The following is a 14,690-nucleotide window of genomic DNA, read 5'->3' as shown; positions in this document are numbered from 1 at the left end:
AGTCAACCGGGATGGAGTCAGCCCCCTCTGTCCCGGATTTTTAATCGGATTTTACATACACATTCAACCATGTTCGGCTCATTGTCGAACAACCAGCAGAGATTTTGATGGGAGCGCATTTCCAAACTTCACACTTTCCACTACGATAATAAGATGCTAAATGACGCTTCCGCTTCATTATAAATTGTGACATTTTTTTGATTAAAATTATTTTAAATATATGAATCATGCCCAGTATGTTATAATACGGTGTGCAATTATGCTGAATTTGAAGCGGGAGTGAAATAAATGTCTCAGAGTATGCTGAATATGTGGATTTCATTTATCGGTATGGCACTCCTCCTACTTTCAATCGGACTTATCCTGCTCAGCCGGCATAAACTGAGAGGCTGGCTCGCAGGTATTGTCTCATTACTGGCTTACCTGTCGTTAATCCTTGGTGGGATTATTATTTTGTACATTGTCTTCAGCGGGCCGACAAGTTAGGAGGATCTACCGTGAAAGCTACATATATTTATTTATGCATTGCAATCATTTTCACAATTTTATTAAGCGGCTGTCTGTATCCGGAAAGTGAAAAGTCCAAAAATCAAATTCCGAATGAAGCTCAACTGGATATGATGCAATCAGCAGTTGATACCTACCAGAAACAGACACAGGGGTTACTCCCGATTAAAACCAAGGAACAGGATACACCTATTTTTCGTAAGTATTTAATTAACTTCAAAAAATTACTGGAGCGTAACATTATTTCGGACATTCCAGGCACTGCTTATGAAAATGGTGGTATTTATCAATATACCATCATTCATGCTGACAAGGACCCAACTGTCAAATTAATCGATCTGCGTGTAACCGATGCTATCCGTGAACTGAATATCAAATTAAATATGTACCGGAATGAACATCTCTATCCCCCATTTGGCAAAAGAATTTCAGAAGGTGTATTTAAAATTGATTATGAAAAATTAGGGCTGGATACTGAGCCATATGTTGTAAGTCCATATTCGCATAAAAATCTTCCAATCGTTATGGATACAGAAGGTAACCTTTATGTGGATTACAGGATCGATTTAACCGCCGCATTGAAGAAATATGATCACGATTATGAAGAGGGTGAAGATATTCGTTATTTATTAGCGGAACATTCACCATTTGTACCTTCCTATTCACTGCCATATACAATAAAAAATGGGGAACCGGTTTTTCTTCAGGATCATTAATATATCATAATATGTCCCTTGTAACATATATTGTGTTGCAAGGGATTTTTTGTGCAGTTAAAAACTGAAATGATGCTTCTATAAAAATTCCGTTAACGAATACCAAGGTTTGAAAGTCATCCAGAATTTATTTTTTTAGTCAAAATCAAGTCATAATTTGGTGGGACAACATCATAGACTTGTAATGTCAATTATTCGCAGGTTTTTCAGGATTATCGGAAATGGAGATCGGGAGGGGATCGTTTGGAGAGAGTTGATATTTTTAAAGATATTTCGAAACGGACGAATGGAGATATTTATCTGGGAATTGTCGGTGCAGTCCGAACCGGGAAGTCTACCTTTATTAAACGCTTTATGGAGTCCGTAGTATTGCCAAATATCGAGGATGATGGCGAAAGAGGACGTGCTCATGATGAACTGCCGCAGAGTGCTGCGGGCAAGACCATTATGACGACCGAGCCGAAATTCATTCCGAATCAGGCGGTATCTGTTCATGTTGATGACGGTTTGGATGTTAACGTAAGACTTGTTGATTGTGTTGGTTATGCAGTGGAAGGTGCCAAGGGATTTGAAGATGAAAATGGACCACGAATGATAAATACCCCATGGTACGAAGACCCTATTCCTTTTCATGATGCCGCGGAAATTGGAACCAGGAAAGTCATTCAGGAGCATTCCACCATTGGAGTTGTTGTAACTACTGATGGGACAATTGGTGAGATTGAGCGATCTGATTATCAGGAAGCTGAATCGAAAGTGGTGGAAGAGCTGAAAGAGGTTGGAAAACCTTTTATTATGGTGGTAAACTCCACTCGTCCGACAAGCCAGGAAACAGAATTGTATCGTCAGGAGCTAACTGAACAATATGATATTCCCGTACTTGCCATGAGTATTGAATCAATGACAGAACATGATGTGTATAATGTTCTGCGGGAAGCACTTTATGAATTCCCTGTTTTGGAAGTGAATGTGAATCTCCCAAGCTGGGTAATGGTTCTCAATGAAGATCACTGGCTGAGGCGAAATTATCAGGATGCAATTCAATCAACTGTCCAGAATATCAAAAGGCTTCGCGATGTCGACAGTATCGTTGGAGATTTCGAGGAATACGACAACATTGCTAAAGCAAATCTGGCAGGTATGGAAATGGGTGACGGTGTAGCGGAAATTGACTTACATGCGCCAGATTATCTGTACGATGATATATTGAAGGAAATTGTTGGCCAGCAGATTCGCGGCAAAGATCACCTCCTGGAATTAATGCAGGACTTCGCACACGCGAAACGGGAATATGATCAGGTAGCAGGAGCATTACAAATGGTTAAGCAAACCGGATACGGAATTGCCGCTCCTTCGCTTGAAGATATGGAACTGGATGAACCGGAAATTATTCGTCAGGGTTCCAGGTTTGGGGTAAGGCTTAAGGCAATGGCCCCCTCGATTCATATGATTAAAGTAGAAGTGGAATCAGAATTTGCTCCAATCATTGGTACAGAGAAACAGAGCGAGGAACTAGTCAGATATCTGATGCAGGATTTCGAGGAAGATCCTTTATCCATTTGGGAATCAGATATTTTTGGAAGGTCATTAAGCTCGATTGTACGAGAAGGAATTCAGGCAAAAATAGCACTTATGCCAGAGAATGCACGGTATAAGCTCAAAGATACACTGGAACGAATTATAAATGAAGGATCCGGTGGATTAATAGCAATAATCTTGTAGCAGCTGAACATAGTTGCTACTTTTTTTAGCAGTTATGTAGGTTTCAGTTTAATATAGGATTTTGTGTTTTCTATTTAATTTAAAGTTTTTTTTGATCAACAGCAGGAATTTGACATCTTATGTCGTATAGTTTATAAAGAGGTTTATATTAACCTTTTAAGTACAGTGCGGTTCTGGTTTAGCAGATTTTTCCCATAATCTGGAAAATTTATGGGGAAAATTCGCCAATAATTAAATAAATACCGGAAAATTATGCACTTATTGTTGAATTTTGCTTCAATCTCAGTTAATATAAGCCTTGTCATCATTGAATTGGTGGCATTGCGTATAAAAAATGACAAATTGGAAACAAATGAAATTAGATTCAATTTGTTCCAATGTCTATTGAACTTTTGGGAGGAGGTGAATATCATGAACAAAACAGACTTAGTAAATGCAGTTGCAGAAAAAAGTGAGCTTTCTAAAAAGGATGCTACAAAAGCTGTAGATGCAGTATTCGAATCTGTCATGGATTCACTTAAACAAGGTGAAAAAGTACAATTAATTGGATTTGGGAACTTTGAAGTACGTGAGCGTTCTGCCCGTAAAGGCCGAAACCCTCAAACAGGTGAGGAGATCAAAATTCCTGCAAGCAAAGTTCCTGCATTCAAACCAGGTAAAGCCCTAAAAGAAAGTGTAAAATAAAACGTACATAGGGCGAGAAAAGGGCGCGTGTCAACGTGCCCTTTTTTCTTTGGCAGATAGGAAAGTTTTATACTTTCCTATCTCCAAAAGTACAACTGAGGCATTCGTCCAAAAACTTGGCGAATGCCAAGTTTTTTAAAAAAATATATTTTTTGCAACCATTTATGGATGGAGGTAAAAATCATGGAAAAAGATGATTATTTCGTAATAAAAGCGTTGGAAGACGGTGTAAATGTGATTGGTCTGACAAGAGGAACGGACACACGATTTCATCATTCCGAAAAATTGGATAAAGGTGAAGTGATGATCGCTCAGTTTACGGAACATACTTCCGCAGTGAAAATCAGGGGTAAGGCATTAATTCAGACAAGTCATGGAGAAATGAACAATGATTAATCTTTGATAAATTATCAGCTGCGTCCAGCTCCAGCACCCAGCAACTGACAGAGATCCTGGCGAAAAGACCAACAACGAAATGCAGCTTCACTATATAAGTTGCCAGACAAACACTTTGGTTTTTGTTTTATTCAGCGATTTCTGATTATAATTTATAATTATGGAACACTTATAAAATGTGCTATAATGTCATTATTAATAAGAATGCATGAAAGGGCACGGGTGGTTGGTTTGCAGACGTCCAATACGGAAATGAGAAATCTCAGGTCATTAATACATGAGAAGATGCAGCATACATATATAGAAAGTTATGTCGATATACCGGAAATCAATGATGATAAACTATTCCTATTAAAAGCAATTTTGGATGATACTGATTTAACCGGTTTACAAAAAGAAAATTACATCACGACGACTATGTTGGTGCAAATGGCCCTGGATACGCATGATCTGGTTCCGCAGACCAATAACTATGTACAGACTGATTCAGAGAGAAAAAACAAACAATTATCGGTACTTGCTGGTGATTATTACAGTGGTCTATATTATTTAATTCTTTCCAGCATCGAAGAGATTGAATTGGTTCATATGCTCGCTGCAGCAATCAAAGAAATAAATGAATGTAAAATGCAATTATATTATAATAAAGCAGATTCATTGCACGAATTTTTAACTATAAATAATAAAATCGACTCACTTTTGATTATGTATGTTGCAGAATTTGTACAAGAAAAAGAAATCAGTAATATAACAGGTGACTGGCTGCTTTTAAGCAAACTACTCGAAGCGAAGCGTAATTTGGCAATGAATAATGCCTCATCAGTATTCACATACCGGCCCGGCTACTCCGCTTTTACTGAACAATTGAACAATCCGGAAGTGATTAATCAAATAATCCTGGATAATGTGACCAGTCTCAAAAATTCACTGGATAATTTCCCTAGTAGGCTGACCTCACTAAAGGCTGACTTGATGGACACATTAAGTGAACAATTAAGCAGCTTAAGAATAATTTCGGAAGAAGGATAACACATGTCTCAGTCCAAAGAAGAACGCGTACACCACGTGTTTGAGAAAATATATAACAATTACGATTCCATGAACTCAATCATATCGTTTAAGCGTCACAAGGCATGGCGGCGGGACGTTATGAAGCGGATGAATGTTTCAGAGGGAGCATCTGCATTGGATGTTTGCTGCGGCACAGGGGATTGGGCATTTTCGATGGCGAAAGCTACCGGGAACAAAGGTAAGGTGATTGGAATTGATTTTAGCTCCAATATGCTTTCAGTAGCCCGGGAGAAAAATAAAAATATACAGTACGAACAGCTTTCGTTCGTTCACGGTAACGCAATGAATTTGCCATATGATGCTAACTCCTTTGATTATGTAACGATCGGTTTTGGATTGCGAAATGTTCCCGATTATATGACGGTTTTAAGAGAAATGTACCGGGTCGTGAAACCGGGCGGTAAAGTTGTCTGTCTGGAAACATCCCAGCCGACCATGCTCGGCTTTCGTCAAGGGTATTATTTTTATTTTCGATTCATTATGCCGCTGATTGGCAGATTGTTTGCTAAAAGCTATAAGGAATATGCATGGTTACATGAATCAGCTAAAAATTTTCCTGATAAAAAGGAACTGAAGGAAATGTTTCTGGATGCGGGGTTCAGCCAGGTACAGGTTAAAAGTTATACAGGCGGCGTGGCAGCCATGCATTTGGGTGAGAAAAAATAAACGAAACGATTAGCGGGAAATTAATGTAAAAGGTGACGTGCATGAAACTAAGTAAAACATATGGATATTTAAAAAAAGAATTGGATATAATTGAACATGCATTAAACAGTGCAATACAAGCCGATCATACTGTGTTACGGGAAGCATCTTTACAGTTGCTTCAGGCAGGGGGGAAGCGTATTCGCCCTGTTTTTGTCTTGTTATGCGGCCAGCTGGGGAATTATGATTTGAACCGGGTAAAAACGGTTGCAGTCTCGCTTGAACTGATACACATGGCGACGCTGGTGCACGATGATGTGATTGATGATGCATCATTGCGCAGAGGAAAATCCACCACGAAACAGTTATACGGGAATCGTGTCGCGATGTATACAGGAGATTACATACTTGCCCGTGCATTGGAAAATATCACAACCATCCCCGATGTCAATGCTCATCAGGAATTGTCCAAAACAATTGTCCAAGTTGTAGTCGGTGAGATTGAACAAATTAAGGATAAATTTGACTGGGATCAGAATTTGCGTGATTATTTACGAAGAATCAGACGAAAAACCGCACTGCTTATAGCGACAAGCTGTAAATTGGGCGCTATCGTCTCTGGACTTTCAGAAAAAGAGCAAAAAAAATTATATCAGTATGGTTACTACATCGGAATGTCCTATCAAATTATTGATGATATTTTGGATTTCACCTCTTCAGCGGATGAACTGGGGAAACCTGCTGGAAATGACCTTCTACAAGGTAATATAACATTGCCTGTTTTATTTGCAATGCAGGATTCGGCTTTTAAACAGATGCTCATGGAAACATTTGATTCGTCCAAAACGGTAACAGATGCTGACATGACTCAAGTAATTAAAGGACTGAAGAATACGACTGCGATTGAAAAATCGTACCAGGTAAGTGATCACTATTTGGAAAAAGCATTAAATGCACTAGACTGTATTAAAAATCATAAAGCTAAACAGACACTTCTCAGCATTGCCAAATATATTGGCAAAAGACGTTCCTGACATTGTTATTTACTATGAAGTTTGATAAACTTTTAAACGGTTATAAAACTCAAATACATACTAAACGAGGTGCTACTATGGAAAAAACATTTTTAATGGTAAAACCAGATGGCGTACAACGCAATTTGGTAGGAGAGATTGTAAATCGGTTTGAACGTAAAGGGTTTAAACTGGCTGGTGCAAAACTGATGCAAATCACAGATGACCTGGCTCAAAATCACTACGGTGAACATAAAGAACGTCCATTCTTTGGCGAGTTAGTCAACTTCATTACTTCCGGTCCGGTATTTGCAATGGTTTGGGAAGGTGAAAATGTTATCACTACAGCCAGAGATATGATGGGCAAAACAAATCCGCTGGAAGCTTCTGCCGGAACAATCCGCGGGGATTATGGCATGACAGTTGGTAAAAATGTCATTCACGGATCTGACTCACCGGAAAGTGCAGAACGCGAAATTGGTCTTTTCTTCAATGAAAATGACGTATTATCTTATTCAAAACAAGACAGCGAATGGATTTACTAATTATGAAAAACCTCCGTTTTATATGCGGAGGTTTTTATGTTTTAAATAAAAATTCCTGACTTTATCCCAGTTAAATAAGCTTCAGCACATGCTTGTTACACAACAAGCGTATTTTTATGCAAAATAATGATGTTTTTTTCACAAAAATAAAAACAAATATGATATAGTAATATGAAAATCCTGAAAAGGAGGATCTCATTATGCGCTACTTAACTGCAGGTGAATCACATGGAAAACAACTTACAACAATTATCGAAGGTCTTCCTGCCCGGATGCCGCTGACGATTGATGATATCAACCAATCATTACTGCGCAGGCAAAAGGGACATGGCAGAGGCAAACGAATGCAAATCGAAAAGGATTTGGCTGAAATAATGAGTGGAGTTAGGCATGGATATACGCTTGGATCTCCTGTTACGCTTGTTATCCCTAACGATGATTTCAAGCATTGGACAGATATTATGGGGGAAGAACCGCTGGATGAAGATGCAAAAATCAGGCGTACCGTTTCCAGACCAAGACCAGGACACGCCGACTTAAATGGGGCACTAAAATATGGCCACCGTGATATGCGGAATGTACTGGAACGTTCTTCAGCCCGGGAAACCGCTGCAAGGGTAGCAGCCGGAGCTGTTGCCAAAACATTGTTGAAGCAGCTTGGGATTAAAATTTCAGGATATGTAAAGGGAATCGCCGGAATTGTCGCGGAAGATTCTCCTTCGCTTAGCATAAAAGAAAGACAGGAAATGTCAGAAGCCTCTCCTGTACGAACGTTGGATAAGCAAGTCGAGCAACCGATGATGGATGCGATCGACAAGGCGAAAAAAGATGGGGATTCAATCGGGGGTGTTGTCGAAGTTTATGTAGAAGGGATGCCTGCCGGAGTCGGATCCTATGTACATTATGATCGAAAACTGGATTCTCGGATTGCTGGCAGTGTTGTCAGCATAAACGCTTTTAAGGGAGTGGAATTCGGTCTCGGTTTTGAAGCAGCACGAAGGAACGGGAGTCAGGTTCATGACGAAATTGCCTGGAACGACGAAGATGGCTATTACCGGAAAACAAACCGTCTTGGTGGATTTGAAGGTGGAATGACAACAGGAATGCCTATAGTTGTTAAAGGTGTTATGAAGCCTATACCAACCCTTTATAAGCCACTGCAAAGTATTGATATTGATTCCAAGGAACCTTTCAATGCCAGTATAGAACGATCTGATTCATGTGCGGTGCCGGCAGCATCAGTTGTGATGGAACATGTTGTAGCATTTGAAATTGCCAAAGCTGTTTTGGAACAATTTCCGTATGACCAGTTTCCAAAACTGGCAGACGCCATCAATGAATACCGTGAAGAAACAAGGTGTTTTTAGGTGAAGGTTACCAAAGTAAAATCTTCTGCAAAAACATATGGTGTTTATATCGGTGAAGGTCTCAGAACTAAGATTAAAGAATTTTTTCCAACAACATATTCTTCCATTTTAATCATTACGGACGATCTGGTGGCAGGTCATTATCTGGAAGACGTTCAGCGTAACTTTGACAATGAACATGTTTATACAGCAATAATTGAAAATGGGGAAGGCTCCAAGTCAATTGAAATGTTTCATCAACTTCATACGAAAGCAATCGATTGCGGTCTGGACAGAAAATCATTGATTATAGCACTCGGAGGCGGAGTTGTCGGTGATTTGGCCGGTTTTGTTGCAGCAACGTACATGCGGGGCATTGACTTTATCCAAATGCCTACAACCATCCTGGCGCACGACAGCAGTGTCGGCGGTAAAGTAGCAATCAATCATGCACAGGGGAAAAATTTAATTGGGAATTTCTATCCTCCTGCAGCTGTCATTTATGATGTCAATACTTTGCAAACTATAAATCAGCAGGAGTTCAGAAGCGGATATGCTGAACTCGTTAAAGAAGCATTAATTGCTGACGAGCCATTTTTCGATTCCTTGATGTCTGTTCATCTGTCTGATTTAACAAGTAAAACCATTGCAGATCATATTAATCGTGGAATAGCAATTAAGGCAGATGTGGTTGAAGCAGATGAGACAGAGGCTGGAATCCGAAAATATCTGAATTTGGGTCATACATTCGGGCATGCATTAGAGGCAATACAGGATTATCATGGTTTCTCACACGGTGAAGCGGTAGCAATTGGCATGCTTTTCGCATTTCAGGTTAGCGAACAAACATTTCCTGTCAGCTTACCCTTTAACCAGTTGTATTCCTGGCTGAAATCAAATGGGTATCCGTTACAATTGCCGAAATTGGACTCAATGCATATTATAAATAAAATGAAACTTGATAAAAAAACAGAAGGCAAAAAAGTTCAAATGGTACTTTTACGGTCTGTCGCCCAGCCTGTAACGGCTGAAATCAGCGATGACGACCTATTGAACTATATCGATTTATTTATGGAAACATTATCAGGCAGATCTTGAGTAAAGGACAGGTGAGGACTGGAATGGATACAAAGCAAATTATAAATGAGTTAACACCATATAAACCGGGAAAGCAAATTCAAGAGGTCAAGAAAATGTTTGGTCTGGATCGAATTGTTAAATTGGCATCGAATGAAAATCCATTCGGTTACACAAAAAAACTTGACAACCTGAATACATTAACACCGTCTTTTGAGGTTTATCCTGATGGGTATACTGCAGAATTAAGAGGAGCCCTGGCTGAAAGACTGAATATTGATGAGAGTCAGCTTGTTTTTGGCAACGGGTCTGATGAAATTGTCCAGTCCGTCTGTCGTGCATTCCTGTACCCTGGAGTAAATACTGTCATGGCGGTACCGACATTTCCGCAGTATAAGCACAACGCACGTATCGAGGGTGCAGATGTTAAAGAAATACCAGTTATAAATGGCTATCATGATCTGCAGGGAATGCTTGATGCTATTGATAAGAAGACGAATGTCGTATGGCTGTGTTCACCGAATAATCCAACCGGGTGTGCCATTCCTCATAAGGATTTTTATACCTTTTTGGATAAGTGTCCGGATGATGTGCTTGTCGTACTGGATGAAGCGTATTATGAATATCTTGATGAAAAGAAAGACTTGGATACACTTGAAAATCTGCCGAATTATAAAAACCTGCTTGTGCTGAGAACTTTTTCAAAAGCCTATGGTCTGGCAGGGTTGCGTATCGGATATGGAATCGCTGATTCTAATCTGATAGCAAAACTGGATGTTGTCAGAGGACCATTCAATACATCATCCATTGCGCAGAAAGCTGCTTTAATTGCTATGAAAGACGATGCTTTTATTGCTGATAGTGTATCGAGAAATAAAAGGATCAAACAGGATTTTCAACAATTTTTGGAGTCGATTGATTGGCATTATTATGACTCAGAAACCAATTTTCTGTTTATTTCCACACCGATAAGCGGTAATGAAGTGTTTGAATACTTGCTGCAACATGGCTTTATTGTTCGTCCGCTCGAGGGTCTTGGCTGTCCGAATGAAATCCGAATCACAATTGGCAACGAATCCGATATGAAACAACTACAAACTATTATTTTACAACTGAACAACAAAGTAATAGAGGAGATTCAATCTTGAAAAGAACAATATTTATCATTGGCTTGGGTCTGATTGGCGGTTCACTTGCCAAAAGTCTTAAAAATGACAGCAGCAATTATATTATCGGATATGATTCAGACATGCGGAGTATGGAGTTTGCGCAGAAAAACAATATTATTCATGCCTCCTGTGAGGATATTACCATATCTGCACAGGAGGCTGATATCATTATTTTAGGCACACCTATCAGTGAAACAATCGCAATCCTTGGAAAATTAGATAAGGTACCGTTTGATCATGAAGTTATTGTGTCGGATGTTTCTTCGGTTAAATCACCTGTAATGAACAAGGCAAAGATGATCACGAATAAAAATATTAACTTTATTGGGGGCCATCCGATGGCGGGCTCCCATAAACGGGGGGTAACAGCAGCTAAAGCACACCTGTTCGAAAACGCTATTTATGTATTAAGTCCGGCAGAAAGTTGCCGTTCACATTATGTCGATGAGTTGGAGGAAGTCCTCCGTATCGCAAAAAGTAATTTTATTGTTTTGCCGGCCGAGGACCATGATGAAATGACAGGAGTCATCTCCCATTTTCCTCATTTAATTGCATCATCACTGGTTCATCAGGCAAGAAAATGGCAGGATACTCATGCATACATTCCCAAACTTGCTGCAGGCGGCTTTCGTGATATTACAAGAATTGCTTCAAGCAACCCGAATTTATGGCAGGATATTTTTTACCATAACCGTAGTAAGATGTCACAGTTATTGGGAGACTGGATCGCGGAAATGAACGAGTTAAAAGATCTAATTGACCATAACAACCGGATTGAGATGACCGCTTACTTGAAACAGGCAAAAGAATATCGTGACGGACTTGGTATTTCGGAAAAAGGTGCTATCCCGGCATTTTATGATTTGTACATCGATATCCGTGACCAGCCGGGTGCAATATCTTCTGTTGCTCACATACTGGCATCAGCAGAGATCAGCATAAAAAATCTGCAAATACTGGAAATACGCGAAGGAATAACGGGAGTATTGCGGTTAAGCGTTCCATCGAAAGAACAGCAACAGGAAAGCAGGAGTGTATTAGCAAAAAACGGTTATGAACTCATGCTTGCAGAATAATTGGAATAATGAAGGAAGTGAAAATATTGACTGCAATGAAATTGGAACCATATCAAAAGCCATTAACCGGAGAATTAGAGGTTCCGGGAGATAAATCGATCTCGCACCGTGCTGTTATCCTTGGGTCACTGGCCAAAGGGACTACCAAGGTTACAAATTTTTTGGATGGAGAGGATTGTCGAAGAACAATTGACGCATTCCGAAGTCTGGGTGTCGGGATTGAACAGGAAGGCACCACTGTCACCATACATAGTGATGGAAAAGAATCATTAGTCGAAGCAAAGCAGCCGATTTATTTTGGCAACTCCGGAACAACGGCCCGGTTAATGCTGGGTGTATTTGCGGGACTGCCTTTATTCACAACTTTATATGGTGATCCATCATTGACGGTCAGACCAATGGATCGGGTTGTACAACCCTTGCGGCAGATGGGCGCTTCCATTAATGGACGTGCTGAAGGGAGCTTTCTGCCACTGGCTGTTAATGGAGGTGGTCTTAAAGGAATATCGTATATCCTTCCAGTAAAAAGTGCACAAGTGAAATCAGCGGTTTTGTTGGCAGGGTTATTTGCTGAAGATGTTACTGAAGTCATCGAACATACAGCTACGCGAAACCATTCTGAAAATATGCTGGCAGCGTTTGGAGCCGATATAGTGATAAAAAACAATGTAATTCGGATAACAAATCAGTCACTATCCGCTACTAACGTTTACGTACCTGGCGATATTTCATCAGCGGCATTTTTTATAGCGGCCGCAGCAATCGTTCCTGGAAGTAACATTACTATTCATAATGTTGGTCTGAATAAGACCCGTACAGGAATTATTGATGTTTTGCTCGAAATGGGGGCCAGTTTGAACATTTCGAACGAGAAGGTTATAAGTGGCGAATTGATCGGGGACATAACCATAAGATATGAAAATTTGAAAGGTACGATTATCGAGGGTGACATGATTCCGAGACTGATCGATGAAATTCCTGTCATTGCTCTGGTTGCAACACAGGCAGAAGGGGATACAGAAATCCGTGATGCAAAAGAACTCAGACTGAAGGAAACGGATCGGATTGAAGCGATTGCGTCCAACTTGATTAAACTCGGTGCACATGTCGAGACAACTGAAGATGGCATGATCATACATGGAAAAGCGTCACTTACTGGAGGAGAAGTGGCATCATACGATGATCACAGAATTGTGATGATGCTTGCTGTTGCTTCGCTGATTGCCAATGATAATATAGTAATTGATGACATTTCTTCCGCGGCAATATCATATCCTGGCTTTTTCAAACACCTGGATACATTGAAGACACCTTAAAGAATCTGCATAAAAGCAGGTTCTTTTCTGATTGAAGTCAGCAGCAAAGTTTTGTATGATTAAAATCACCGGAAAATATTGTCCGATTAGAGAAAGGAAGTAATTAATGGACGAATCAATCATGGATGCAGTACGTCTGATGGAGAGCAAGCAGTCAGAAAAAGCCATTGCTCTTTTGGAAAACTTTTTACCTCAGGCGGATGTTGAAGAAAAGTATACAATTGCCGAATTATATATACAATGGGGATTTTTGAAAGAAGCAAGTACTGTTTTAGAGGAACTTCTCCAGCAATTTCCGCAAGAGGGAGAATTGAAAGTAATGCTTGCCGATACGTATATAGAATTGGACAGGGATGAAGAAGCAATGAATCTCCTTAATGAAATTGAAGAGGATGATCCGGAATATATTGCAACGCTGATTCAACTCGCTGATTTGTACCAGGCACAAGGGTTGTTTGAAGTTGCTGAACAAAAACTGTTGGCAGCAAAACAAAAGGAGCCCAACGAACCGATTATCGATTTTGCGCTTGCTGAACTGATGTTTTCAACCGGTTCCTATACAAATGCGATCATGTATTATGAAAAAGTTTTGCCAGTTACAAAGGAAATTGCCAACGTATCCATTAATGACAGACTTGCTGAAGCATATGCCGCATCCGGCGAATACGAAATGGCTTTAAGCATTTATCAGGATATTGACAGTGAGGACTCGAATACATTATTTAAATACGGTTTCACCGCACTGCATGCCGGACGAAAAGATATTGCCATCAAAGCATGGGAACACCTTATTGAAATCGACATGTACTACCACACAGCATATTATCAGCTTGCCAAAACATACGAGTCGGAGGATATGATAAATGAGGCATACGAGACTGCTAAAAAAGGGCTGAAGGTTGATGAATTCAACAAAGAACTATATTTTCTTGCTGGATCCCTTGCACATCAGCTGAATGCAAATGATGAAAGTGAAAAGTGGATGCGTGAGGCGGTTGCACTTGATCCCGATTATAAGGAAGCAGTATTATTTTTGATTGAACTGTTCAAAACAGATGAAAATTATTCGCAAACTATCGATCTGATCACTGAAATCAAAAGCACCGGTGCCACTGATCCGCTTTATGAATGGGAGCTTGCCCGGGCGTATAATGAAAATGAATCATATGAGAATGCATTAAATCACTATGATGAAGCATATAATAGCCTAAACGAAGACAGTGACTTTTTAAAAGAATATGGCTATTTCCTGATGGAAGAAGGGAGGCAAAAAAAAGCGTTATCGGTTTTTGAAAAATATTTGTCTCAGCAGCCGGAGGATATCGAAATGGAGGAGTACATCAGCAGAATAAAACAGATGGGAGAAACTGATTAACAAAAAAAGATGCTGAAGGAGGTTAACTATCA

The 14,690-nt window shown here is 39.9% G+C and carries 15 protein-coding genes; all 15 read left to right on the top strand.

The genetic code is table 11. The annotated features are described in order from the left end of the window. Positions 1-288 precede the first annotated feature (288 nt). The 15 genes from HUX68_RS03930 (at position 289) to HUX68_RS03860 (ending at position 14,658) form a co-directional block, all read left to right on the top strand. Entirely contained in the window at positions 289-486 is a 198-nt protein-coding gene (locus HUX68_RS03930) for a DUF2768 family protein (protein ID WP_174613611.1), read from the top strand. An 11-nt stretch (positions 487-497) separates the two neighbouring features. Then, positions 498-1,223 carry a hypothetical protein gene (locus tag HUX68_RS03925; RefSeq protein ID WP_246206601.1) on the top strand — a complete coding sequence of 242 codons (726 nt, stop codon included), beginning with the start codon at positions 498-500 and terminating at the stop codon, positions 1,221-1,223. Positions 1,224-1,466: 243 nt separating this feature from the next. Beyond that, positions 1,467-2,945 carry a stage IV sporulation protein A gene (spoIVA, locus tag HUX68_RS03920; RefSeq protein ID WP_174613610.1) on the top strand — a complete coding sequence of 493 codons (1,479 nt, stop codon included), beginning with the start codon at positions 1,467-1,469 and terminating at the stop codon, positions 2,943-2,945. Positions 2,946-3,356: 411 nt separating this feature from the next. Continuing rightward, positions 3,357-3,629 (top strand): HU family DNA-binding protein, encoded by a 273-nt coding sequence (locus HUX68_RS03915; RefSeq protein ID WP_174613609.1) that lies wholly within the window; start codon positions 3,357-3,359, stop codon positions 3,627-3,629. Positions 3,630-3,812: 183 nt separating this feature from the next. Next, positions 3,813-4,025 (top strand): trp RNA-binding attenuation protein MtrB, encoded by a 213-nt coding sequence (mtrB, locus tag HUX68_RS03910; protein ID WP_174613608.1) that lies wholly within the window; start codon positions 3,813-3,815, stop codon positions 4,023-4,025. Between the two features lie 231 nt (positions 4,026-4,256). Beyond that, positions 4,257-5,054: a heptaprenyl diphosphate synthase component 1 gene (locus tag HUX68_RS03905; RefSeq protein WP_174613607.1), complete on the top strand. Its 798-nt coding sequence runs from the start codon at positions 4,257-4,259 to the stop codon at positions 5,052-5,054. A gap of 3 nt (positions 5,055-5,057) precedes the next feature. Further along, a complete protein-coding gene (menG, locus tag HUX68_RS03900; RefSeq protein WP_174613606.1) occupies positions 5,058-5,762 on the top strand; it encodes a demethylmenaquinone methyltransferase in 705 nt (234 codons plus the stop codon). Between the two features lie 41 nt (positions 5,763-5,803). Continuing rightward, a complete protein-coding gene (hepT, locus tag HUX68_RS03895) occupies positions 5,804-6,775 on the top strand; it encodes a heptaprenyl diphosphate synthase component II (RefSeq protein ID WP_174613605.1) in 972 nt (323 codons plus the stop codon). 77 nt (positions 6,776-6,852) lie between these two features. Continuing rightward, positions 6,853-7,299: a nucleoside-diphosphate kinase gene (gene ndk, locus HUX68_RS03890; protein ID WP_174613604.1), complete on the top strand. Its 447-nt coding sequence runs from the start codon at positions 6,853-6,855 to the stop codon at positions 7,297-7,299. A 200-nt stretch (positions 7,300-7,499) separates the two neighbouring features. Beyond that, positions 7,500-8,666 carry a chorismate synthase gene (aroC, locus tag HUX68_RS03885; RefSeq protein WP_174613603.1) on the top strand — a complete coding sequence of 389 codons (1,167 nt, stop codon included), beginning with the start codon at positions 7,500-7,502 and terminating at the stop codon, positions 8,664-8,666. After that, complete coding sequence (gene aroB, locus HUX68_RS03880) at positions 8,667-9,743, top strand: 3-dehydroquinate synthase (RefSeq protein WP_174613602.1); 1,077 nt, start codon at positions 8,667-8,669, stop codon at positions 9,741-9,743. Positions 9,744-9,766: 23 nt separating this feature from the next. After that, positions 9,767-10,870 (top strand): histidinol-phosphate transaminase, encoded by a 1,104-nt coding sequence (gene hisC, locus HUX68_RS03875; protein ID WP_174613601.1) that lies wholly within the window; start codon positions 9,767-9,769, stop codon positions 10,868-10,870. After that, a complete protein-coding gene (locus HUX68_RS03870; RefSeq protein WP_174613600.1) occupies positions 10,867-11,967 on the top strand; it encodes a prephenate dehydrogenase in 1,101 nt (366 codons plus the stop codon). The genes hisC and HUX68_RS03870 overlap by 4 nt, the downstream gene beginning before the upstream one ends. 26 nt (positions 11,968-11,993) lie before the next feature. Further along, on the top strand, positions 11,994-13,283 hold the full coding sequence (gene aroA, locus HUX68_RS03865; RefSeq protein ID WP_425509504.1) for a 3-phosphoshikimate 1-carboxyvinyltransferase: 1,290 nt from the start codon (positions 11,994-11,996) through the stop codon (positions 13,281-13,283). A gap of 106 nt (positions 13,284-13,389) precedes the next feature. After that, positions 13,390-14,658, top strand: coding sequence for a tetratricopeptide repeat protein (locus HUX68_RS03860; protein ID WP_174613598.1), 1,269 nt, complete (start codon positions 13,390-13,392; stop codon positions 14,656-14,658). Positions 14,659-14,690: the final 32 nt, after the last annotated feature.

It is taken from the genome of Virgibacillus ihumii (assembly GCF_902726655.1).
GTDB lineage: Bacteria > Bacillota > Bacilli > Bacillales > Amphibacillaceae > Lentibacillus > Lentibacillus ihumii.
The sequence above is the reverse complement of the archived record's forward strand: the minus strand, read 5'-3'. Positions and strand labels throughout refer to the sequence as shown.

What these genes read in the sequence shown, in the direction of transcription:
- HUX68_RS03930 (WP_174613611.1), top strand. Translation starts at nt 289, where the DNA reads ATGTCTCAGAGTATGCTGAATATGTGGATTTCATTTATCGGTATGGCA.
- HUX68_RS03915 (WP_174613609.1), top strand. Translation starts at nt 3,357, where the DNA reads ATGAACAAAACAGACTTAGTAAATGCAGTTGCAGAAAAAAGTGAGCTT.
- mtrB (WP_174613608.1), top strand. Translation starts at nt 3,813, where the DNA reads ATGGAAAAAGATGATTATTTCGTAATAAAAGCGTTGGAAGACGGTGTA.
- menG (WP_174613606.1), top strand. Translation starts at nt 5,058, where the DNA reads ATGTCTCAGTCCAAAGAAGAACGCGTACACCACGTGTTTGAGAAAATA.
- hepT (WP_174613605.1), top strand. Translation starts at nt 5,804, where the DNA reads ATGAAACTAAGTAAAACATATGGATATTTAAAAAAAGAATTGGATATA.
- ndk (WP_174613604.1), top strand. Translation starts at nt 6,853, where the DNA reads ATGGAAAAAACATTTTTAATGGTAAAACCAGATGGCGTACAACGCAAT.
- aroC (WP_174613603.1), top strand. Translation starts at nt 7,500, where the DNA reads ATGCGCTACTTAACTGCAGGTGAATCACATGGAAAACAACTTACAACA.
- hisC (WP_174613601.1), top strand. Translation starts at nt 9,767, where the DNA reads ATGGATACAAAGCAAATTATAAATGAGTTAACACCATATAAACCGGGA.
- HUX68_RS03860 (WP_174613598.1), top strand. Translation starts at nt 13,390, where the DNA reads ATGGACGAATCAATCATGGATGCAGTACGTCTGATGGAGAGCAAGCAG.